The following is a 19,588-nucleotide window of genomic DNA, read 5'->3' as shown; positions in this document are numbered from 1 at the left end:
AATGAGCGCCCGTGACGGGCTTAGGCGGCTATGAGATGGCTTTGATCGTACAGAAGTTTGGAGGTACCTCGGTGGGCTCCGTCGAGCGCATCGAGCAGGTGGCGGCGAAGGTCAAGAAATTCCGGGACAAGGGCGATGACATCGTCGTCGTGGTTTCGGCCATGAGCGGTGAAACCAATCGACTCATCGACCTGGCCAAGCAGATCAGCGAGCAGCCGCTGGCGCGTGAGTTGGATGTGATGGTTTCGACCGGCGAGCAGGTCACCATCGCGCTGCTGGCGATGGCGCTCACCAAGATCGGCGTGCCGGCGGTGTCTTATACCGGCAGTCAGGTTCGCATTCTCACCGACAGTGCTCACACCAAGGCGCGCATCCTCCAGATCGATTCGCAGCAGATCCACAAGGAGCTCAAGGCTGGCCGCGTGGTCGTGGTCGCGGGTTTCCAGGGCGTGGATGCGGCCGGCAACATCACCACGCTCGGTCGTGGCGGCTCGGACACCACGGGCGTGGCGCTAGCCGCTGCGCTGAAGGCCGATGAGTGCCAGATTTATACCGACGTCGACGGCGTGTACACGACCGATCCTCGGGTGGTGGCCAAGGCTCAGCGGCTGGACAAGATCACCTTCGAGGAAATGCTCGAGATGGCGAGTCTCGGCTCCAAGGTGCTGCAGATTCGTGCCGTCGAGTTCGCCGGCAAATACAGCGTGCCTTTGCGCGTGCTGCACAGTTTTCAAGAGGGTCCTGGAACCCTCATTACCCTTGATGAAGAGGAATCCATGGAACAGCCCATCATTTCCGGCATCGCTTTCAATCGTGACGAAGCCAAGCTGACCATTCGTGGTGTGCCGGATACGCCCGGGGTGGCCTTCAAGATTCTCGGCCCGATCAGTGCGGCGAATGTCGAGGTCGATATGATCGTGCAGAACGTTGCGCACGATAACACCACGGATTTCACCTTCACTGTCCACCGAAACGACTACCATAACGCGTTGCAGGTTCTGGAGGGCATCGCCCGCGACATGGGAGCCAGGGAAGTCATCGGTGATGTGGACATCGCCAAGGTGTCTATAGTTGGCGTTGGCATGCGCTCGCATGCCGGTGTCGCCAGTCGGATGTTCGAGGCGCTGGCGAAGGAAAACATCAATATTCAGATGATTTCCACTTCCGAAATCAAGGTTTCGGTGGTGATCGAGGAGAAGTACCTGGAACTGGCGGTAAGGGCTCTGCATACGGCTTTTGAGCTGGATGCTCCCGCCGGCAAGGGCGAGTGATCAGCGGATTTGCGAGCTATTCGCGCCTTCCGTCGTTTTAGATGTAAGAAAAAGGAACTTTAGAGTCGTTCTTACTGGTCAATAGCTGGTGAAAGGCTCTAGGGCCGATGTTTCACGGAGCATTATCCGTTTTTATCTTTGCAGACTGTTTACTGAAATGAATCCGTTTTTAAGGAGAAAGGAATGCTGATTCTGACTCGCCGGGTCGGAGAGACCCTGATGGTGGGTGACGATGTGACTGTCACCGTGCTGGGTGTCAAAGGAAATCAAGTGCGCATTGGGGTGAATGCTCCCAAAGAGGTAGCTGTGCATCGTGAGGAGATCTATCAACGGATCCAGAAAGAAAAAGATCAAGAACCAAGCCATTAATATTTATGTGATTTTTGGCTTTGCAAGCGGGGCGAAGATGGGTATCATGCGCCCCGTGTTGCGGAGAGGTGGCCGAGTGGCCGAAGGCGCTCCCCTGCTAAGGGAGTACATCTCAAAAGGGTGTCGGGGGTTCGAATCCCCCCCTCTCCGCCATTTTGCATAGTTAAGGTTGTGGTTGGTTTCAGCGCTTTGGTTTGTGAGATTCACTGAATTAAAGAGCTTGACCGGCAAATTCACAAACTTATAATGCGCACCCTCAGTGCACTCATAGCTCAGCTGGATAGAGTACTCGGCTACGAACCGAGCGGTCGGAGGTTCGAATCCTCCTGAGTGCGCCATTTTAAGCGAGTCGTCGAAAGGTGATTCGTGGTTGTAACCAGCGGTGATCTGGTTTATCAAGCGCCATATGCACTCATAGCTCAGCTGGATAGAGTACTCGGCTACGAACCGAGCGGTCGGAGGTTCGAATCCTCCTGAGTGCGCCAAACCAAAAAGGGCCTGCAGCGATGCAGGCCCTTTTTTCGTTCATCGATTCAGCGCTTCCCGCGAACGCAACCGTGCTCATCGAAGCTGATGGTTCGCGTCCTGCCCTTGTCGGTGCTGTAGCGATACTGCACCTGTCCGTTGCGGCTGGTGACGGCATCGGGCGTTCCAAAAGTGCTTTCGATATCGGCGCGGGTCATTCCTGGGCGGATCTGCTGTCGCACCATGGCATTGCGTTTGGCGCTGCCGGTGAGGTGGTTGCCGCAGCCATCGTCTTGCATCCCTACAACAGTGAGCTCTGTAGCCGCGCTCTTGCGTGTGCCTCGTTCCCTTGGCTTGGCCAGAGGAATTACGCGGTTGGAGCTCGGCGTTGGATTCGTCACGTCCTGGTTAAGCGCTGTGTGATCTGGCGGACAGCCCTGGCGGGTGAAGGTGACGTTGCCGGCTTCGTCAGTGCAGCGATAGACGCTTGCGGCGAATGTCGGAGTAGCGGTGAGCAGCAGGGCGCAGCCGCTCGCAATGAGTAGCTTGTTCATGGTCGTCCTCCTTGACGAATGGTCGAAGCAGCCTAGCCAAGATTTTCTTAGCCCGCAGTCGTGTCTTCTCGTAACGTGAATGCGTCGACAATGTAAGCCGCAGTCTCAACGTGGCAGTGGCGCAAGCGGTTGTATTAGCTGCATTTCATGGGTTGGCTCAGCGGCTGCGGTGGTATTATCGCGTGACCCGCCCTCAGGGCTTGTGGATCCCTTTCATGGATTTGCCCAGTAGTCGAACAAAACTTTCGTTTGCCAATCACGTATCGAATGATTGATCCCCTGGCGCGCGCCGACCGCTGGGGTGGAGTGCGCCATGACTGAAGTAGAAGCAAAGAAGCCGCAGGAAAGTCTCCAGGAGCGTCTGGCGCAAGTCGTAGATTTGCTTCAGCGCCACAGGCTCGTGGAGGATCTGGCGCATCGGCAAGCGCAGGAAGGCCAGCAGCAGGAAATAATCGACAATCTGGTGCATCGCCAGAACCTTGTCGAATTGCAGCGCAAGCTCGAGGCGCTGCACCCCGCGGATATCGCTCATATCCTCGAAGCCTTGCCTCTCGACGATCGCCTGACGGTCTGGCAGTTGGTCAAGTCAGACCGCGACGGCGACATTCTGCTGGAAGTCTCCGACGCTGTTCGCGAAACCTTGATCGCCGATATGGACGATCACGAGCTGCTTGCCGCCGCCAAGGAAATGGATGCCGACGAGCTCGCTGATCTTGCTGCCGAGCTTCCCCGCGACGTCGTTCACGAACTGATGGAGACCCTCGATGCGCAGCAGCGTGAGCGTGTTCGCTCGGCGCTGTCGTACGAGGAGGATCAGGTCGGCGCGCTGATGGATTTCGAGATGGTCACGATTCGCGAGGATGTGAGTCTCGAGGTTGTGTTGCGCTACCTGCGGCGCCTGAAAGAGTTACCGGGGCATACCGACAAGCTGTTTGTGGTCGACTACGACGGCGTGCTCAAGGGCGTACTGCCGATCAAGCGCTTGCTGGTCAACGATCCGGAACGGCATGTCTCCGAGGTGATGGCGAGCGACCCTGTCACCTTCCATCCGGACGAGGACGCCTACGAGGCGGCGCAGGCGTTCGAGCGCTACGACCTGGTTTCGACTCCGGTGGTGGATAAAAGCGGCAAGCTCATCGGGCGACTGACCATCGATGAGATGGTCGACCTGATCCGCGAGGAAAGCGAGAGCGAAGTACTCAACATGGCTGGTTTGCGCGAGGAAGAAGATATCTTCGCGTCGGTCTGGAAGTCGCTGCGCAACCGTTGGGCCTGGCTGGCCGTCAACCTCGTCACGGCTTTTATCGCCTCCCGAGTGATTGGTTTGTTCGACGGCTCGATCGAGAAGCTGGTGGCGCTGGCTGCGTTGATGCCGATTGTCGCGGGTATCGGCGGTAATTCGGGTAACCAGACCATCACCATGATTGTTCGGGCGATGGCGCTGGACCAGCTGGGCACCGGCAACAGTTCCCGTCTGCTACGCAAGGAGGCGGGTGTCGGCATGCTCAATGGCCTGATATGGGGAGGCGTGATCGGCATCGTGGTGTACTGGCTGTATGGCAGCTGGTCGTTAGGCGTCGTGATGACCGCTGCGATGACGCTGAACCTGCTGCTGGCGGCCCTGATGGGCGTGTTGATCCCGGTGACGCTGGCGCGAATGGGGCGGGATCCTGCGCTGGGTTCCAGCGTCATGATCACGGCCGTGACCGACAGTGGAGGATTCTTCATTTTCCTGGGATTGGCGACGCTTTTCCTGCTCTGAGCCCCTCAGGCTGCGGCTGCTTGGCGTTTGCCTTGCGCCGCGCATTCGGGCTACTGTTCGCGAGTTTCGCTCTGGCGAAGCCCTGAACCGGTGCAAATAACAGGCGGCCCGAGCTGCTAAAAGAAAAAGGAATTGCGATGACACCCAGCGAACTTCTGCTCGAAGGCGTCGAACTTATGCTGTTCGGCCTAGGTTCCGTCTTCGTCTTCCTCGTTTTGTTGATTGTTTGCATTCGCCTGATGTCCTTTTTGATCGGCCGCTTCGACAGCGAACCGACGCCGCCTGCCCCCGTAAAGCCTGCCACTGCCACCGCCACGGCTGACATGGATGCCGACCTATTCGCAGCCATTCAGGCTGCAATTCATCAGCACCGCGCGCGTCGCGGTTGATAGAACAGGGAGTTCCTCCTCATGACTTCAGCAAAACAGCCGCTCGGCATTACCGATGTGGTGCTTCGTGATGCGCATCAATCCATTCTTGCTACCCGTGTCCGTCTCGAGGACATGTTGCCGATCGCCGGAAAACTCGATCGGGTAGGCTTCTGGTCGGTCGAATCCTGGGGTGGCGCGACCTTCGATGCGTGCATTCGCTATCTTGGTGAAGACCCATGGGAGCGCATCCGCGAACTGAAGAAAGCGATGCCCAATACCCGCCAGCAAATGTTGCTGCGCGGCCAGAACCTGTTGGGCTACCGGCACTATGCCGATGACGTGGTCGAGAAGTTCGTCGAGCGCGCCGCCATCAACGGAGTTGATGTGTTCCGGGTGTTCGATGCGATGAACGATCCGCGCAACTTGGAAACCGCGCTGCGTGCCGTCAAACGCCAGGGCAAGCATGCCCAGGGCACCATCTCCTACACGACGAGCCCCGTACATAGCCTGGATATGTGGGTCGATCTGGCCAAGCAGATCGAAGACATGGGTGCCGACTCGGTGGCGATCAAGGACATGGCCGGCATCCTGACGCCTTATCGGGCGTACGAGCTGGTCTCACGTCTTAAAGCGAGCCTGTCGATCCCCGTCCACATGCAGTGTCATGCCACGGCGGGCCTTTCCACAGCAGCCATTCTCAAGGCGGTCGAGGCGGGCATCGATAATGTCGACACCGCCATTTCGTCGCTGTCGATGACCTATGGTCACTCGCCGACCGAATCGGTAGTGGCGATTTTCCAAGGCACAGAGCGCGACACCGGACTCGATTTAGAGCTGCTGGAAGAAGTCGCAGCGTATTTCCGCGAGGTGCGCAAGAAATACGCGAAGTTCGAAGGGACACTGAAGGGGGTCGATTCGCGCATTCTGGTGGCGCAGGTGCCAGGCGGCATGCTGACCAATATGGAAGCCCAGCTAAAGGAGCAGGGCGCCCTCGACAAGTTCGATCAGGTACTGGCCGAAATCCCTCGCGTCCGAGAAGACCTTGGCTTCATCCCGCTGGTAACCCCGACCTCGCAGATTGTCGGTACTCAAGCGGTGATCAACGTCCTTACCGGGGAGCGGTACAAATCGATCACCAAGGAAACCGCCGGCATTCTCAAGGGTGAGTATGGCTCCGCGCCCGCACCCTTCAACGTTGAGCTCCAGCAGCGCGTGCTCGATGGTGCCAGCGTCATCACCTGTCGCCCCGCCGATCTCCTGCAGCCGGAGATGGACAAGCTGACGGTCGAGCTGAAAGGGCTGGCACAGGAGAAAAATATCAAGCTGGCCCAGGACGAGATCGATGATGTCCTGACCTACGCCCTGTTTCCCCAGATTGGACTCAAGTTTCTGGAGAACCGCGGTAATCCCGATGCCTTCGAGCCGGTCCCGAGCGGTAATGCGCCGGCGCCCCGCGAGCCCGGTGCTGCCGAGGTCTACACCGTCGAAGTCAACGGCAAGTCGTTCGTCGTGCAGGTCAACGAGGGTGGGGATATAGAAGGACTCAAGCCGGTCGGCGCTGCGTCGGATGCGGTTGCCACGCCGGCCGCCGGTACGGGCGAGTCACAACCGGCGCCGCTGGCGGGCAACATCTTCAAAGTGCTCGTGCAGCCCGGTCAGCTCGTGCAGGAGGGTGATCTGGTGATCATTCTCGAAGCGATGAAGATGGAAACCGAAATCCGTGCATTTAAGGCAGGCACCGTATCGGCGGTAGGTGTCAAGGTCGGTGATGCGGTGTCGGTGGGCGACAGCCTGCTGACCATCGCTTAAGGAGAGCGGCATGGATAAGTTGCTCAAGCTCTGGCAGAGCACGGGTTTGTATCATCTCGAGCTCGGTCAGTTGTTCATGATCGTGGTGTGTCTGGCGCTCATCTTCCTGGCCATTCGCAAAGGGTTCGAACCCTTGCTGCTGATCCCGATCGGGTTCGGTGGTCTGCTGGCCAACATTCCCGTAGCCAACATGGCGGAGGGGGCTGGCATCCTGCACCTGTTCTACGAAGTCGGCTTGCCAACCAGCGTGTTCCCGCTGCTGATTTTCATGGGCGTGGGCGCCATGACGGATTTCGGTCCGATGCTGGCCAACCCGAAGACGTTGTTGCTCGGTGCTGCGGCGCAATTCGGTATTTTCGCCACCTTGCTCGGAGCCTTGGGGCTGGCCGCGATGGGGATTCCTGGAATGGAATTCACGTTGCGCGAGGCGGCTTCGATCGCAATCATCGGTGGTGCCGACGGCCCGACGTCCATCTTCGTGACCGCAAAGCTTGCGCCGCATCTGCTCGGTCCTATCGCCGTGGCAGCGTACTCGTACATGGCGCTGGTGCCGCTGATTCAGCCGCCGATCATGCGTGCCCTGACGACCAAAGAAGAACGCGCCATCGTCATGACTCAGCTGCGCCATGTGAGCCAAGCGGAAAAAATCGTATTCCCGCTCATGCTCGCTCTGATGATCGGCATGCTACTGCCGGATGCGGCGCCCCTGGTTGGCATGTTTGCCTTCGGCAACCTACTGCGTGAGTGTGGTGTGGTAGATCGTCTGGCCGACACCTCGCGCAATGCACTGATCAATATCGTCACTATCGCGCTGGGCCTTACCGTTGGCTCGAAGCTATCGGCCGAGGCTTTTCTGCAGCTGAAGACGCTGGGTATTCTTCTGTTGGGCATGGTCGCCTTCTGCTGCGGTACAGCCGCAGGTGTGCTCATGGCGAAGGTGATGAACATGTTCAGCTCGAACAAGATCAATCCCTTGATTGGATCGGCGGGCGTATCGGCCGTGCCCATGGCAGCTCGCGTTTCGAACAAGGTTGGTTTAGAGGCGAATCCGCATAATTTCCTGCTCATGCACGCCATGGGGCCGAACGTGGCCGGGGTGATCGGCTCAGCGGTCGCTGCCGGGATATTGCTGAGTTTCGTTGGCTAAGCGCGTTGCGGAACCAGCCGAAGGGTGCACGCCTGTGCCAAGGAGGCGCAGGCATCGTAGTCGCGGCGGTGAGGGTTGCCTTGCCTGAGCGCCTAGGAGCGCTAGTTCTTTGCAGGCGTGTTCACGCAGCCCGGTTAACGACGAACGCCCCGACTAGGTCGAGGCGTTGGTCCTGTCTGCAAGCGCTCAAGAGGTGTCAGTCTTCTTCTTTTGCCGCTTCGGTATCCTGCGCGATCAGCGCGATCAGCGCATTCTGCTGGCGGTGCGCAAGCTGACGGAAGCGCTGCAGCAATTCACGCTCATGTAGCGTCAGTTCCGGGCTATCCAGGCGCATGGTCGAATCGTCATCGAGCGCACCTTCCTGAAGCAGGCTCTGCTCCAGACGAGCAATGATTTCAGAGTTCATGCTGCGATGATGATTGCGCGCGACCTCGGCGATACGCTCACGCATTCCGTCTGGTAGCCGAACCACGAATTTGTCAGCCGTGCGGCTGGAGTAAACTGCCTGCTTCATAGGGCGCATATTAAACCGGTTAGTCAGGTGGGCGATGGTGGCTTATTGCCGTTCTAGTCACCGGTCAGACACCAAACAGCACATGCTGTTCCACGACCTGTGAAAAAGATACCGGACGGCTTAATGGCGCCAATTATACGGCGATAAAAGACCGAGTAAAGCATTGCGTGGTGGCAAATAGCCTTTACTGTGAACTGCCGCCGATCTTCACCTGAAAAATCGCGCTCAGCGAAGGATGGGGTCGAATTTTATCCGCCGACCCAGCACCAGCGAGACCAGGAAAAGAATCCCGAATAGCGCTGTTCCGCACTTAGCGGCCGCTTCCCATGTTTCCGTCAGATTCGCCCCGAAACTCAGAACGCCGCAGACTGCGCTCAGCATTACGAACAGGTAACCATAGATAGACATGTTTCCTCCGCTAGAAAGTACGGTTACTACGCTCGGTGTCAAAATACCCAGCGTTTGGATTGTGCTGGTCTGCTTACTTCGCCACTGATGGTCTGCGCTCGAACCTGCAGGGGTTGAACCACGACCTGTTGGGAAGGCGCTGACAGCGCAGCAGGGGAGGTTGTAGCAATCATGTCGTCCGGCAGCTGTGAGGCTATTGCGGCGAGGGCCACGGTGCTGAACAGGTAGGCTGGGCGTAGCATGAGCGTCTCCTTCGCATGGTTGTCGGGAGATTTAAGCATTCCTCATGCCAGTTTTTTATTGGTTAAAAATCCTTAAAAATCAATTGGTTAGATCGTGCAGATGCGGAGCGTTCGTGCGCTTTGCCTGATGGCCTATTTAGGCGTCGTGCAAAATGCAAAGGCTCTTGCGGGCGGTGTGGTCTGGATGTGCAGTTCCACAGACCGAAGCGGCATGACAAACAGGCCAAGCCTCGTTAACATGCTGCCGCCTGATTTGTCCCAGTAGCTCAATTGGATAGAGCATCCCCCTCCTAAGGGGAAGGTTGTGAGTTCGAACCTCGCCTGGGACGCCATATTCTATGCGGTTTCCAGCGATTTAGAGTCTGCACCGATTCCCCTTCATGGGTGCAATGTGGGTGCGACTTGCACCGCTTGGCATCGTCGAATGTTGCTCTAGTGCAGCCCTGCGCTGCAGCCTGATAGTATCTGGCCAGTCTATGCGCAGGGAGGCGAAATCATGTACTTGTGGATCTTCGGCGGTTGCTATCTGATCGCGCTGATAGTGGCGTTCTTCTTTTTATCGCAGCGCGCCCGTGCTGTGGTGGATGAATTGCTTGCGAGAGGGATGGGCTCCGAAGCAGTGGACGACTTCTATGCCTCAATTGGCTGGACGACTCTCCGAGCGCTGATTCAAAGCACTCTCATCACTGGAACTCTGCTTGGGGCCTTTTGCTCATTGGTGTGGTGGCTGGCCACGAAATAAGTAGGCCGTCCTCATGACGCCTGGTCGCGGATTGGAGGCTTCAGCCGGTGGCGGAAGTGAGATAACCCCGCGCTCAACTGTGGGACAGATTGTGGGACGGATTCAGCGGCTGGAAACGAAACGTAGAGCTAGCGGGGCCTGTAAGCGATTTGTACTCAGATATATTATCTGTCGACATCTTCAGCCGGCCGTCTGGTCGCGAATCTTGAGCACGGTAGTAGTCGAGCATCCGGCGTGCCGTGCGGTGGCTCGAATGCCAAGGCCAGCGGCCAGCAGTTCACGGACGCGCTTGTGTAGATCCTCGTCAACCGGGCGGCCCTTGTAGCGGCCTTCGGCTTTTGCCTTCTCGATGCCCTGCGCCTGGCGCTCCCGGCGCTGCTCGTAATCCTTGCGGGCGATGGCGGCCATCATGTCCACCAACATTGAGTTGATAGCGGCCAGCATCCGGCCGGTGAACTCGTCGCCCTTCGTGTCGGCAATGCCCTGGTGGCTGGTCGGCAGATCGAGCGCGACGATGCGCAGCCCCTTGGAGTCGATAGCGGTCTTCAGCTTCTGCCAGTCCTCGGCTGGCAGGCGGGATAGGCGATCGATCGATTCGACCAGGAGCACATCGCCTTTCTTGGCGTCCTTCAGCAGGCGCAGCAGCTCGGGGCGATCGGCCTTGGCGCCGCTCTCGTTCTCCAGGTACTCGCACGCGATGTGCTGGCCATGGTTGGCGGCAAATTGCTCCAGAGCGTCACGGGCGCGGCTGGCGTCCTGCTCACTAGTGGAGGCGCGAAGGTAGGCGCGAACGAACATGGCTAATCTCCCTGTGTTGCATTTAAGGTGCTCACTTAATAGCGTTGCACTTTAGACGTACCACAAAAGGAAATAAAGCCCTTTTTGCTCGTATTTGCCCGTATTAGCTCAGCTATGCTTAAAGGTAACAGGATGGCGAATCACCAAGGAGGGAGCAGTGAGCAACGATTTCGACGAGGCGCTAAACAAGAAAGCATGGACGCTGGCTATCACTACCTGGCTGGCCGGGGCCTTGCTCCTGTACGTGATCCATATCCTTGTCGGGGAGATCAGCAGCCGTGACCTCCGCTGGTGGATCGATGCCGGACTGTACGCGGTGGGGTTCTTTTACTTCCTGGCGATCGGCGCGCTGCATGACCTGTTTCTGGGGTGGGTCTACCGCCGAAGCAGCAAGGCGTAAACACAGCGTTTCCTTGCGTACCTAGTTGCGCACCAGCTTTGCGTACCGTTTGATTTCCGATGATTGTTTATCAGAGGCCGAGCTGGCGAACGATGGCGGCGGGATCGGTGCCACGCTGCAGGGCGCGTCGGGCATCACGCTGCATTGTGTCGATGCACTCGTTTTCGAACTTCTCTGCCATTCGACACGCTTTCTTCACGATCAAGACAGCGAGTTCTCTAGGAAACGGGACAGATTCTTGCGCTGGACGTCCGTAAGCAATCGACACTGATTCTCTCCGCTGGTGTTGGGTATGCCTGCCACCGCCCAACCAATGAAAGGCGCGCAGGCTGTCGGGGTTTTGGCCCTGGCACTCGCCGACTAATCCAGTTTTGCCCACCTAAACCCGGCCGGCTCGCTCCCGTGCGGCCTTCAGCTTGTCAGCCAAGCCGGCCTTGAAATCCACCGTCACCTCCAGTTGCTGACGGTCGAGCCCCAGGAGGCGCGCTTTGCCCATCGTGGCCGATACCGCGGCAGATGGTCGGTCAACTGCCAATGCCCGCGCCCTGGCCGCCTCCAGCTCTTCCAGCAGGCTGTCTACGGTGTCGCCGTGCCGCTCCAGGATGGGCTCGCGCAGTTCTGCGAGCCTTGCCGTGATCTTGCCGTTATCGAGGAGATCCTTAGCCTTCCGGTTCACCGTCTCCGGCTTCATATTCTCCGCGTTGTAGGCCCGTCGATAGGCCTCGCTCGCGTTGCCTGTCTCGATGTAGGCCAGACAGAAGGCCTCTTGTTTGGGTGTCATCCTCGAATCGCCTTTAGTGACCGCGCCGAATGCATGACGGCATTACGCTGGACGTTCTCCAGATTGGTGTTGAGCCGCTCGCGTACCTCTTCAGTAACTACGGGACTGTTCCCATAACGCACGCCGTTCGGCTGGATCTCGTCCTTGCTGGCGATAAAGAGCAGCTTCCCGGCCAGGCTGCTCAAGAGGTCGAGCGGAATATCGTTGCGTGTCTCGATGCGATCCGGCATCACGCCTGGCTGCTGGCACGCTCGGGCGTGGGCATTCGTGGCTTGTGCTACTTCCTTCACGTCAGCCCAGGCGGCACCCACCTCGGCAAAAGCCGACTCCAGCTTCGCCCATGCGGCCTGCAGCGATCGGCAGGAACCGGGGATTGCCTGCTCTGCAGCCTTCACGACGGCAACGCGCTCGTTGATACGCTGGTCGTGCTTGCGTCGATCCAGGGCGCGGCAGGCGGCATCAAGCGCGGTCAGCTCGTCCTGGTGGCGGTCATGGTTTGTTCCTTTTCGGTGTGGGGGTTATTTGCGGCGTGCCCGAGTGCGGCCGGCTTCGGCCAGCAGCTTCACGAGGGCGGGGTCAGATCCGGCGCCCATGTCGAGCACTTGGCCGGCGTTGGGTACGGACCGGGAGAGGCGGGCGGCTTCGGCCTTGGCGTATGCCAGGTTCCGGTCGAACTCGCTGCCCCAGGTAGCGCGCAGGGTAGAGAGGCAGTGCTCGTTCCTGGCCTGCAGGCTCTGGTAGGAGGTAATCGGGTTGGAGATGGCGTCCTTGGCGGCGGTCATCAGTGCTCGCATGTGGTCACGTCCGAAGCCTGCCTCGGCTGCGAACTGCTGCAGGGCAGTGCTGCTGGCGTGGAATGCTTCGCCGTCCACTTCCTCGCCGTTGATCCGGTCTTCGCGCTCCATGCTTTCGTAGAAGTCGGACAGCTCGGGATAGTGCTGATCGGCCGGAACCTGGTTCTCGCTCATACCGTAGAAGGCTTCGGCGGCACTCTCAGTCCAGGACAACTCCTCAATGGGGGCTTCCGACGCTCGGCTGACGGGCTCGGGGGTTTTACCGGTTCCCAGCAGCGAGTCGGGCGCTTCTGGCGGTGTAATGGGGGTGCCATAGAAGGCGTTGGCGATGCTTTCGTAATCCATTGGTATGCCTCTTACTCAAGCCCGAACGGGTCGAGGTGTGTTTGGGAGGGAGCCAGCAGGTAGCTCTGGCCGTTTTCCTTCTCGATGCGGCGTTCCATCCGGCGCAGCGATCCGGGGTTCAGCGCTTCTTGCACGCTGTACAGAACCAGGTAATCGAGCGCGGCGCGGGTGTAGAACAGGTTGAGGAACGGGGTCTGCTGAATGCCGAACCGGACGGCTGCAGCGGCTGCGTCGTCGCCATCGCGGACGCGGTAGAGCACGTCGGCAAGCCCTTCGACGGCGCCCGCTGTCGGGCCTGCCAGGGAGCCGATCAGGCCGCCACCGAAGCGGTTGGCCTCGCCGAAGATGAAGTCGCCATAGATGCCGAGGGCGCCGCCTTGGAGCATTGCCGCTACCCAGGTCTTCGCGTCATCAGCTGGGCGGGGCTCGCGGCCTTTCAGGAGATCCTTAGCGGTCATGGCGCCGTACCCGAAAAGGGTGGTCCAGATCAGCAACTGAGCGATGCCCAGCTTCTCGCCGTTGCCGTTGCGCAGCGCCTGGATCAGCTCCCGACCGGCGCCCTCGGCATAGGCGCTCGGCGTATACCCGCGGCCGTACAGCTCACGCCCGAATGACTTCTGCAGGATGGCCACCGGGAAGGCCTTGAACTGACCTACAAAGCGCAGCAGCTCACCGGCGACAGTGCCTGGCTGGGTGCCGCGACGCATGATCGCGCGCGTCCTGGCATCCGGCTCGATGACCGCATAGCTGGCCCGGTCGGTAATGTAGCTGCGCAGTTGGGCGCCTAGCTCTTCACGCAGCTCTGCTACTGCGGCGGTGTTGGCTGTGCGGCCCTTGCTGGTGAGGTAGGCGGCCAGGTCGGCCTCGGGGATATCGTCGAGCCCCTGAGTGGTCATGTACTCGCGGCCATCGGCCAGCTTGGCACCTGTGCCGCGCACCAGATCCCAGCGCCCCGCGTCGAAGTCGAACAGCTCAAGGGTTCGGCGAAGATCCGGGTTCATCTGGTCCCAGTTCATCGCGCGGTTATAGGCAAGGTGATGGCTCATCATCAGCGCGGCGGTGCTGCGCATCGTGTCGGTCCACCAGGTGAGGCCGTTCAGCTTGAAGAATTTCTGCTGCAGCCCGCTCATCTTGCCGCCCAGGGAATCATCGGCGCTGAATTTGGAAACCACGTCGCCGCGGACGTTATCGAAGAACACGCCCAAGCTGGACAGGATCTCGCGCTGCTCGGCTGGCTTGCGCCCCTTTACCATTCCACCGATCAGGGTGCCCATCGAGGAGAGCATCCCCTTTCCCTGATAGCGCATCTCACTGGCGGCGACGGGAAGGTCAGTCACGGCCGAGATAACAGCGCCGCCCAGCTTGGCCATGGACTGCAAAGCACGGATGTTCGAGGCGACTCTGGCGGCCTGCTGGTTCACTGCCAGGCGGGCGGTCCCGTCCACTTCCGCGAAACGGGTCTTCAGCCAGCCGCGGCGGTCAGTTTGGAAGCGGCGCATTTCCACCGGCTTGTCCATCAGATCGCGCTGCAGCTCGTCGAGGATCGCTTCCCAGTTGCTTTCGGGATTGGTGCCCAGGCGGCGCATCAGTCCGGTGTTCTGGCCTGCCCGGTCCAGGCCTCCCAGGAATGCCTCACGCAGCGAGCCAGTGCCGTAGGCCTTGTTGTATTGGTGCCAGGACAGACCGTCCTTGAAGTGCAGCACACGCTCGGCGCTGACCTTTTTGGCCAGGTTGCGCGGGCCTTTGAAGCCAGAGGCCTCGGGCGTGGATGCCTTCAGGTGGACGCCAGAGACAAGGCCGTTGTACGCGGCCAACAGGAACTCGCTGCGGTCGGTCACGCCCTCGAAGGTGCGCTCGTCGAGTAAATCGCTGATCTCGTCGCGCCATTGGCTGAACCCAGCGCGCTCCAGTTTGTACGGGTCATGCGACTGGCGAACGATGTAGCCCGGCAAGTCGCGGATCTCGGCGCCGGCCCGGTTGGCATCCGACCGAGCGGCGGCCTGGTACTTCTGCATGATGCGGGCGATCTCAACCGACTCCCGGCCAAGGCCATCGAGCGGGCGATCCGTACCGATACGCCAGAGAGCGTCGGTTATCTCGGAGTCATTGTCGCCGCGGGTCAGGAACGGCAGCAGGTCGGCCTGTTCCATGTCGTTCAAGAAGCCCGCGATATAGGCGTTCGAGAGCTGTTTCTGTTCGGCAGCGACTGAGCGGCGCGCCCCGGCCCGGGCTACGTTTGTTCCAACCAGGAAGGATTCCAGGCCAAGGTCAGGACGGTCTGACCAGGTGCTACGGATGTAGCCGATAGCCTCCAGGCGGCGCCGTGCGTTGATGGCTGCGTTGCGCTTCTCCAGCTTCGCAGCCTGCAGTGATTCGGCGGACAGGTCGTCGGCAGCCTTCAGGGCGGCATCTTCGGCGCCCAGCATCTCATCGGCAGCGCGCAGGGCCTTGATTCGCTGCTGCAGGCCATCGACTAGCTCGACCATCTCCTGTTCATTCAGCTCGCGCCCAGCAGCCTTGGCGGCAGCCTGGATAGTGTCGATGCAGTCTAATGCGGCCATTAGTTCCTCAACTGACAGAGTGCGGCTGCCCGGTAGGCGGCGGCATAGGTTTCAGCGTCGGCCAACAGTTCGTCGGCCTCCCGGTAGATCGATGCGGGGTTGATGCCGGCCTGGCGGACCATCTCGTCGGTCAGGGCCAGTTCATCGGCCAGCAGCTTGTCGAGCGTGGCCGGGTCGGCAATGTCTTTGGTCTTCAGCGCGTCATCGGCGGCGCGGCTTGCACGCCCGGCGGCAGGGTCGGCGCTACGGGTTGCGGGTTGCTTGATCTGCTCCAGGGCGGCGGGTCGCTTCACTGGGTCGGCCAGATCGAAAACGGCCTCGATGCTCACTGGTCGGCCGGTGACGGACTGAGCCACGGCGGCGCGCAGGGCGTTCTCCCGAACCTGCCAGGGGGCGGCCTCGGCCTTTGCCCGGGCGGTGTCTTTCAGGTCGAAGCCTCGGGCGATTTCGTCGGCGCGTTCGGCAACGCGAGCCCGGTAACTGTCTGGAATCTCGCCGCGACGGATGCTGGCCAGATCGGCGCCGGCTTGCTCTGCCTGCCGGTTCAGTTCCAGCTTGGAATCGATCTCTCCACGCCTAGCCGTCAGTTGCTGCCGCTCGCCCTCTATCGCCTCGCGTGCGGCGCGTTCGGCCTGTTTACGGGGGAGGGTGGCTTGAAACTCTTTGGCGCGAACCTTGAAGCTCTCATCGATCCGTTCGAGAGCGACTTGGACAGTCTCCCGCTCTGCCTTCAGGTCGCGCACGTTCGGCTGTCGGCCGGCTGTCGAGCTCTCCAAGTCGGCGCGAATGATCGGGGTCAGCTCATCAGCGGCTTGGCGGGAAGCGGCTGCAGCCAGGGTCGAACGGTCCGCCTCAATGCCCCGAGCCAGGGAAAGGCGCAGACCTTCCATCGAGTCATCACTGATACGCCCCAGGGCTTGCGGGAGCGTCGCTGTGCTGCGTTCGGTTGGCGTGGCAATAGATCGGGGCGCCTCGGCGTCAATCGTCGCAAGCGTGCGCGCCTTGATGGCGTCAGAGACATATCCGCCGACACTGTGCAGGCCACCGCCTAGCACGGTGCCGAATGTCACGTTTAGCAGGCTGTCGGCCAGGTCGTAGTCGGCCTGCTCGCGCTTCGCAGCATTGAGCACGATCGGTTCGACCAGAGCGGTACCCACTGCGCCCTCCAGCGCACCCACGCCAGCACGAACTCCGAATCGGCCTGCGGTGCTGCCTGTCTTGGCCAGCATCGCGGCGTAACGGGTCGGACCGATTACCGGCACGAAGGCGGCGGCGATGTTGACCGGATCAATGGCAGAGGCTGCGAAGCCGGCCAGCAGCTGAATGGGGATGGTCGAGGCGGGGGCGTTGTCCAGGATGAATTTGCGCTGATTCTCGGCCCGCTTGCGCTCGATCAGGATATCCAGCGCGCCGGCGCGAATGCCGGAATCCTCGACGATCAGGTCGAGCCCCTCTTCCTTGATGCGTGCGCGGGCCTGCTCGGCGGTCAGTAGCGGCGTTTCAGGCTCAGCGCGGCGCTCCGGGATGCCATACGCCGGGTAGGCCTGCATCTCGACTGGCCCTTTCTCGGCGTTGGTTAGCTCGTTGTTCCGATAGGCGGATGGGATCGGAGAGCGAACAAAGCTTTCGACTGCAGCGGCCTCGGCGGCATCGAACTGGCCCGTTACCACGTCGTCCAGGATGTTGCGATCTCGGCGAATAATCAGCCCGTCGGTATAGAGCGTCATTCGGTCACCAGCCCAGCGATCCCGGCCAGCAAGGCGTCCGCGTTCGCAGTGATCTCGGCCAACTCCTGATCGATCTCGTCCATATCGATGCCGAGGCTTTCGGCGTCACGCTCAAGCAGGGCGTATTCCTCTGCCATCAGCTCCAGAGCTGTCTCCAGATCGGTGCCGTCTGGTCCGTTCGCATAATCGGCAGTGCTTTGCACCACGCGCAGGTCAGGCTGGCTCAATGGTCCACCCTCCTTGATTGCTGAAAAGGGCGTCAGCGAGCCGCTGAGCGCGTTCGTGTGCTTCTTGCTCGGTGTCGCCCTGCAGAACCACCAACGTGCGGCCCTGCTGTTTCAGACGGACATGGAATTTCTCGGGGAGGCCTAGGGCGGCGCGGTACAGGCGAGGGCCGGTTTCGAGCTGGACGGGATGCATCACCACGCCTCTCTGAAATCGGATTCCTGCAGCGAGGCTAGATCCCGAACAGTGATATCCAACCCGCGACCGTGAATGTGGATCAGCCCGTTCGGCTTGGTCGTCATCTTCAGGCCCATCGTCTGTATGGCCTGGCGTGCATCCTGGCGGCGCAGTTCCTTGAACTCTTCAGGGGTCATGCGTTGCCGGCCTGAAGGGGCTGGCAGGGGAGTCGTTCCGCTAAGGCTATCAGTGCGGCGCAGGCTTGGAGATCCCCTGCCGCGGCTGCATCGCGTAGGCGATTACGGGCGGCCTCTACCTCTCGCTTCGTCACGTCCTTGGCACGTCCGCGGCGCTTGGTCGGCTGCTGAGATTCTGTGAATGCCATTTCCTGCCCCTGCTATGTAATCAAAGACGACACGTCGTCATAATTGACATGATATGCCGATTTGAGCAGATGGCAAGCTTTTAGTGTGTATTCATCCAGTAGTTTTTAGGTGTGCTTGAGCTGATACGAAAGGGAAGGTGAAACGGCGGGGGGTAGCGAAGGGGCGGGAGACTGGAAACGTGCCAGCGAATGTGGGCGATCCAAAGTGATACAGCAGAGCGCCGTCGGGGCGAGTGAGGCGTTTTGGTCTCACTGAGACGGTTTGGTCTCGGTGAGATATCCCCAGTTCTGGGGAATACCCTCTGCCTTGATAGCGGGAAACCCCCGGTCTTGATCGTGGGAAACCGCCGATCCGGTCCGAGTCGGACAGGTTGGTCTGTCTCGCCGTCCAGTGTGTCGATTCCTACACAGTGGCGGGGTGGCTCCAGTGTGGTGCTTTCGCCACTCTGGAAACCCAGCGATAACCCAGCCGGTTAGGGTTGGTTTTCAACGGACGTTGAACAGGTGTTGAACGACCGCTGAACGCTTGGTGCACGAAACGTGCTCAGTTCTGAGCGCATTAAAACCCCGCTCGGTGGCTGGGCTGGCGAGAGAGAGGTGCTGCGACGAGCTGGACGGCGAATACTACGAACCTTTCGTAGTAAAGAATCCACGCGGCCCGGCCTCTAAGGGGCTTCGCTTGGTGGGTCAATGAATGCGCCTGGTGTCGAGTGTCGCAAGATCCTCGTCGCTGAGCACGCCTGCAGCGAACAGGCCCTGCAGGAATCCCGACAGCATCTTGGTATCCAGCTCGCCCCGGTCGGCGTCGGCCTGGTACAACTCCAGCGCGGCGACCGCTCCGTCACAGTGGGCGACCATTGGCGCGATCTTGGCGAACAGTGAGCGCTCTCCCGGCTTCATGGTTCGTAGCGCTCCAGCAGTTTGCCTAGGCGCTTCGCGATCCCATCCAGGGCGATGGCCCGGTTCTGGACCATCTCGCCGCCACGGAGCTGGCAAAGGTCGGAGAAGATGCCGAGCAGCATCGCCTGGCCGAATGCGTCGATGTGCGCGCCCTGGTCGGTGATGATCCCGGTGTCGGGGTCGATTGGTACGATGTTGGTCATTCTGATTCCTCGCCCCAATCCCCGCTGAAAGCTGGGTATAGGGTGGTATATGTATAAGGGTGTTCAGTTTTTGAACCTACAAAACCACCAAAAAGTGCGATTACGGTTCAGTTTTTGAACTACTAACGGCGCATCGAAAAAACAACCGGACGAAACAGGAAAACAGCGGTTCAATTTTTGAACTAGTCAGGGCTAAAAATTGAACTAGAAAAAACGAATTACACGGCCAGTTTTCGTCTCGGCACCGGTGAGGGGGGCACCTCAAGATCCTTTCCAGGGCATTCGTCGATGCCTTCCCACGACAAAGCGAATAGGGTCGGGCGCGCTCCGTCTCTGCTCCGGTTGTGCTGCCGAGTGCGCGTGATCAGGTTGCGCTCCTGAAGCTCCTTCAGCGCGCCGGCAAGCGTAGCTTTTGCCATCCCGCCCCAGCTCTCCATCATCGTGTGAGTAGCTGCCAGATCGCCGTTATTGCGCCCGTTGTACTGATAGCCGAGCACCATGAGTACCTTCAGGGCAGACGGTGAAAGGTCGCGGAAATCGGCTTGAGCCATTAGCGCTTTGGGCAGCGATAGCGCGCCCATCGGCCCCCAATTAACTCTTGGCTTTTTCTTGGCCATAACGAACCCGTGCTAGAGCCG

22 protein-coding genes and 4 tRNA genes are annotated in these 19,588 nt (G+C 59.9%); 12 read left to right on the top strand and 14 right to left on the bottom strand.

Annotated features, from left to right (window positions below):
* Positions 1 to 35: 35 nt before the first annotated feature.
* The 5 genes from KCX70_RS14070 (at position 36) to KCX70_RS14050 (ending at position 2,125) form a co-directional block, all read left to right on the top strand.
* Positions 36 to 1,271 carry an aspartate kinase gene (locus KCX70_RS14070; RefSeq protein WP_021208470.1) on the top strand — a complete coding sequence of 412 codons (1,236 nt, stop codon included), beginning with the start codon at positions 36 to 38 and terminating at the stop codon, positions 1,269 to 1,271.
* Positions 1,272 to 1,454: 183 nt separating this feature from the next.
* Positions 1,455 to 1,640, top strand: a complete 186-nt coding sequence (gene csrA, locus KCX70_RS14065; protein WP_003283978.1) for a carbon storage regulator CsrA — start codon at positions 1,455 to 1,457, stop codon at positions 1,638 to 1,640.
* A 62-nt stretch (positions 1,641 to 1,702) separates the two neighbouring features.
* Positions 1,703 to 1,793: transfer RNA gene (locus tag KCX70_RS14060), tRNA-Ser, on the top strand.
* Positions 1,794 to 1,901: 108 nt separating this feature from the next.
* Positions 1,902 to 1,978 (top strand) — tRNA-Arg (locus tag KCX70_RS14055).
* Between the two features lie 70 nt (positions 1,979 to 2,048).
* Positions 2,049 to 2,125 (top strand) — tRNA-Arg (locus tag KCX70_RS14050).
* Between the two features lie 48 nt (positions 2,126 to 2,173).
* Here KCX70_RS14050 and KCX70_RS14045 read toward each other — a convergent pair.
* Positions 2,174 to 2,659 carry a DUF4124 domain-containing protein gene (locus KCX70_RS14045; RefSeq protein ID WP_212617922.1) on the bottom strand — a complete coding sequence of 162 codons (486 nt, stop codon included), beginning with the start codon at positions 2,657 to 2,659 and terminating at the stop codon, positions 2,174 to 2,176.
* Positions 2,660 to 2,972: 313 nt separating this feature from the next.
* Between KCX70_RS14045 and mgtE the strand changes: the two genes are divergently transcribed.
* From mgtE to KCX70_RS14025, 4 genes are all read left to right on the top strand, one after another.
* Positions 2,973 to 4,421, top strand: a complete 1,449-nt coding sequence (gene mgtE / locus KCX70_RS14040) for a magnesium transporter (protein ID WP_021208472.1) — start codon at positions 2,973 to 2,975, stop codon at positions 4,419 to 4,421.
* Positions 4,422 to 4,558: 137 nt separating this feature from the next.
* Positions 4,559 to 4,810 carry an OadG family protein gene (locus tag KCX70_RS14035; RefSeq protein WP_212617921.1) on the top strand — a complete coding sequence of 84 codons (252 nt, stop codon included), beginning with the start codon at positions 4,559 to 4,561 and terminating at the stop codon, positions 4,808 to 4,810.
* A gap of 21 nt (positions 4,811 to 4,831) precedes the next feature.
* Entirely contained in the window at positions 4,832 to 6,601 is a 1,770-nt protein-coding gene (oadA, locus tag KCX70_RS14030) for a sodium-extruding oxaloacetate decarboxylase subunit alpha (protein ID WP_212617920.1), read from the top strand.
* A gap of 10 nt (positions 6,602 to 6,611) precedes the next feature.
* Positions 6,612 to 7,748 carry a sodium ion-translocating decarboxylase subunit beta gene (locus KCX70_RS14025; protein WP_212617919.1) on the top strand — a complete coding sequence of 379 codons (1,137 nt, stop codon included), beginning with the start codon at positions 6,612 to 6,614 and terminating at the stop codon, positions 7,746 to 7,748.
* Between the two features lie 196 nt (positions 7,749 to 7,944).
* Here the strand turns inward: KCX70_RS14025 and KCX70_RS14020 are convergent, their stop codons facing one another.
* Both KCX70_RS14020 and KCX70_RS23475 read right to left on the bottom strand, forming a co-directional pair.
* Positions 7,945 to 8,271 (bottom strand): Arc family DNA-binding protein, encoded by a 327-nt coding sequence (locus KCX70_RS14020; RefSeq protein WP_021208476.1) that lies wholly within the window; start codon positions 8,269 to 8,271, stop codon positions 7,945 to 7,947.
* 216 nt (positions 8,272 to 8,487) lie between these two features.
* Complete coding sequence (locus tag KCX70_RS23475) at positions 8,488 to 8,643, bottom strand: PA3371 family protein (protein WP_336512534.1); 156 nt, start codon at positions 8,641 to 8,643, stop codon at positions 8,488 to 8,490.
* A gap of 524 nt (positions 8,644 to 9,167) precedes the next feature.
* Here KCX70_RS23475 and KCX70_RS14015 point away from each other — a divergent pair.
* Together KCX70_RS14015 and KCX70_RS14010 are read left to right on the top strand one after the other, a co-directional pair.
* A tRNA-Arg gene (locus KCX70_RS14015) sits at positions 9,168 to 9,244 on the top strand.
* A gap of 164 nt (positions 9,245 to 9,408) precedes the next feature.
* On the top strand, positions 9,409 to 9,654 hold the full coding sequence (locus KCX70_RS14010) for a hypothetical protein (protein ID WP_212617918.1): 246 nt from the start codon (positions 9,409 to 9,411) through the stop codon (positions 9,652 to 9,654).
* Between the two features lie 180 nt (positions 9,655 to 9,834).
* On the opposite strand, the gene KCX70_RS14005 is transcribed toward KCX70_RS14010, so the two are convergent.
* Complete coding sequence (locus tag KCX70_RS14005) at positions 9,835 to 10,452, bottom strand: recombinase family protein (protein WP_212617917.1); 618 nt, start codon at positions 10,450 to 10,452, stop codon at positions 9,835 to 9,837.
* Between the two features lie 157 nt (positions 10,453 to 10,609).
* On the opposite strand from KCX70_RS14005, the gene KCX70_RS14000 reads away from it, so the two are divergent.
* Positions 10,610 to 10,852: a hypothetical protein gene (locus KCX70_RS14000; protein WP_212617916.1), complete on the top strand. Its 243-nt coding sequence runs from the start codon at positions 10,610 to 10,612 to the stop codon at positions 10,850 to 10,852.
* A gap of 379 nt (positions 10,853 to 11,231) precedes the next feature.
* On the opposite strand, the gene KCX70_RS13990 is transcribed toward KCX70_RS14000, so the two are convergent.
* From KCX70_RS13990 to KCX70_RS13945, 10 genes are all read right to left on the bottom strand, one after another.
* Positions 11,232 to 11,633, bottom strand: coding sequence for a terminase small subunit (locus KCX70_RS13990; RefSeq protein ID WP_212617914.1), 402 nt, complete (start codon positions 11,631 to 11,633; stop codon positions 11,232 to 11,234).
* Positions 11,630 to 12,028, bottom strand: a complete 399-nt coding sequence (locus KCX70_RS13985; RefSeq protein ID WP_212617913.1) for a hypothetical protein — start codon at positions 12,026 to 12,028, stop codon at positions 11,630 to 11,632. Before KCX70_RS13985 ends, KCX70_RS13990 begins: the two co-directional genes overlap by 4 nt.
* A gap of 123 nt (positions 12,029 to 12,151) precedes the next feature.
* Positions 12,152 to 12,772 carry a hypothetical protein gene (locus KCX70_RS13980; RefSeq protein ID WP_212617912.1) on the bottom strand — a complete coding sequence of 207 codons (621 nt, stop codon included), beginning with the start codon at positions 12,770 to 12,772 and terminating at the stop codon, positions 12,152 to 12,154.
* 11 nt (positions 12,773 to 12,783) lie between these two features.
* On the bottom strand, positions 12,784 to 15,333 hold the full coding sequence (locus tag KCX70_RS13975; RefSeq protein WP_212617911.1) for a hypothetical protein: 2,550 nt from the start codon (positions 15,331 to 15,333) through the stop codon (positions 12,784 to 12,786).
* The gene (locus KCX70_RS13970) at positions 15,333 to 17,060 is read right to left on the bottom strand and encodes a hypothetical protein (RefSeq protein ID WP_212617910.1); all 1,728 of its coding nucleotides are present in this window, start codon (positions 17,058 to 17,060) and stop codon (positions 15,333 to 15,335) included. The genes KCX70_RS13975 and KCX70_RS13970 overlap by 1 nt, the downstream gene beginning before the upstream one ends.
* On the bottom strand, positions 17,057 to 17,287 hold the full coding sequence (locus KCX70_RS13965; protein WP_212617909.1) for a hypothetical protein: 231 nt from the start codon (positions 17,285 to 17,287) through the stop codon (positions 17,057 to 17,059). Before KCX70_RS13965 ends, KCX70_RS13970 begins: the two co-directional genes overlap by 4 nt.
* A gap of 192 nt (positions 17,288 to 17,479) precedes the next feature.
* A complete protein-coding gene (locus KCX70_RS13960) occupies positions 17,480 to 17,659 on the bottom strand; it encodes a hypothetical protein (RefSeq protein ID WP_212617908.1) in 180 nt (59 codons plus the stop codon).
* A gap of 875 nt (positions 17,660 to 18,534) precedes the next feature.
* Entirely contained in the window at positions 18,535 to 18,747 is a 213-nt protein-coding gene (locus KCX70_RS13955) for a hypothetical protein (RefSeq protein WP_212617907.1), read from the bottom strand.
* The gene (locus KCX70_RS13950; protein ID WP_212617906.1) at positions 18,744 to 18,950 is read right to left on the bottom strand and encodes a hypothetical protein; all 207 of its coding nucleotides are present in this window, start codon (positions 18,948 to 18,950) and stop codon (positions 18,744 to 18,746) included. The genes KCX70_RS13955 and KCX70_RS13950 overlap by 4 nt, the downstream gene beginning before the upstream one ends.
* A gap of 218 nt (positions 18,951 to 19,168) precedes the next feature.
* Positions 19,169 to 19,567, bottom strand: coding sequence for a MarR family transcriptional regulator (locus tag KCX70_RS13945; protein ID WP_090519065.1), 399 nt, complete (start codon positions 19,565 to 19,567; stop codon positions 19,169 to 19,171).
* Between the last annotated feature and the right edge of the window lie 21 nt (positions 19,568 to 19,588).

It is taken from the genome of Stutzerimonas stutzeri (assembly GCF_018138085.1).
Lineage (GTDB): Bacteria > Pseudomonadota > Gammaproteobacteria > Pseudomonadales > Pseudomonadaceae > Stutzerimonas > Stutzerimonas stutzeri_AI.
Note: the sequence above shows the minus strand (reverse complement) of the source record. Positions and strands in the feature narration are given on the sequence as shown.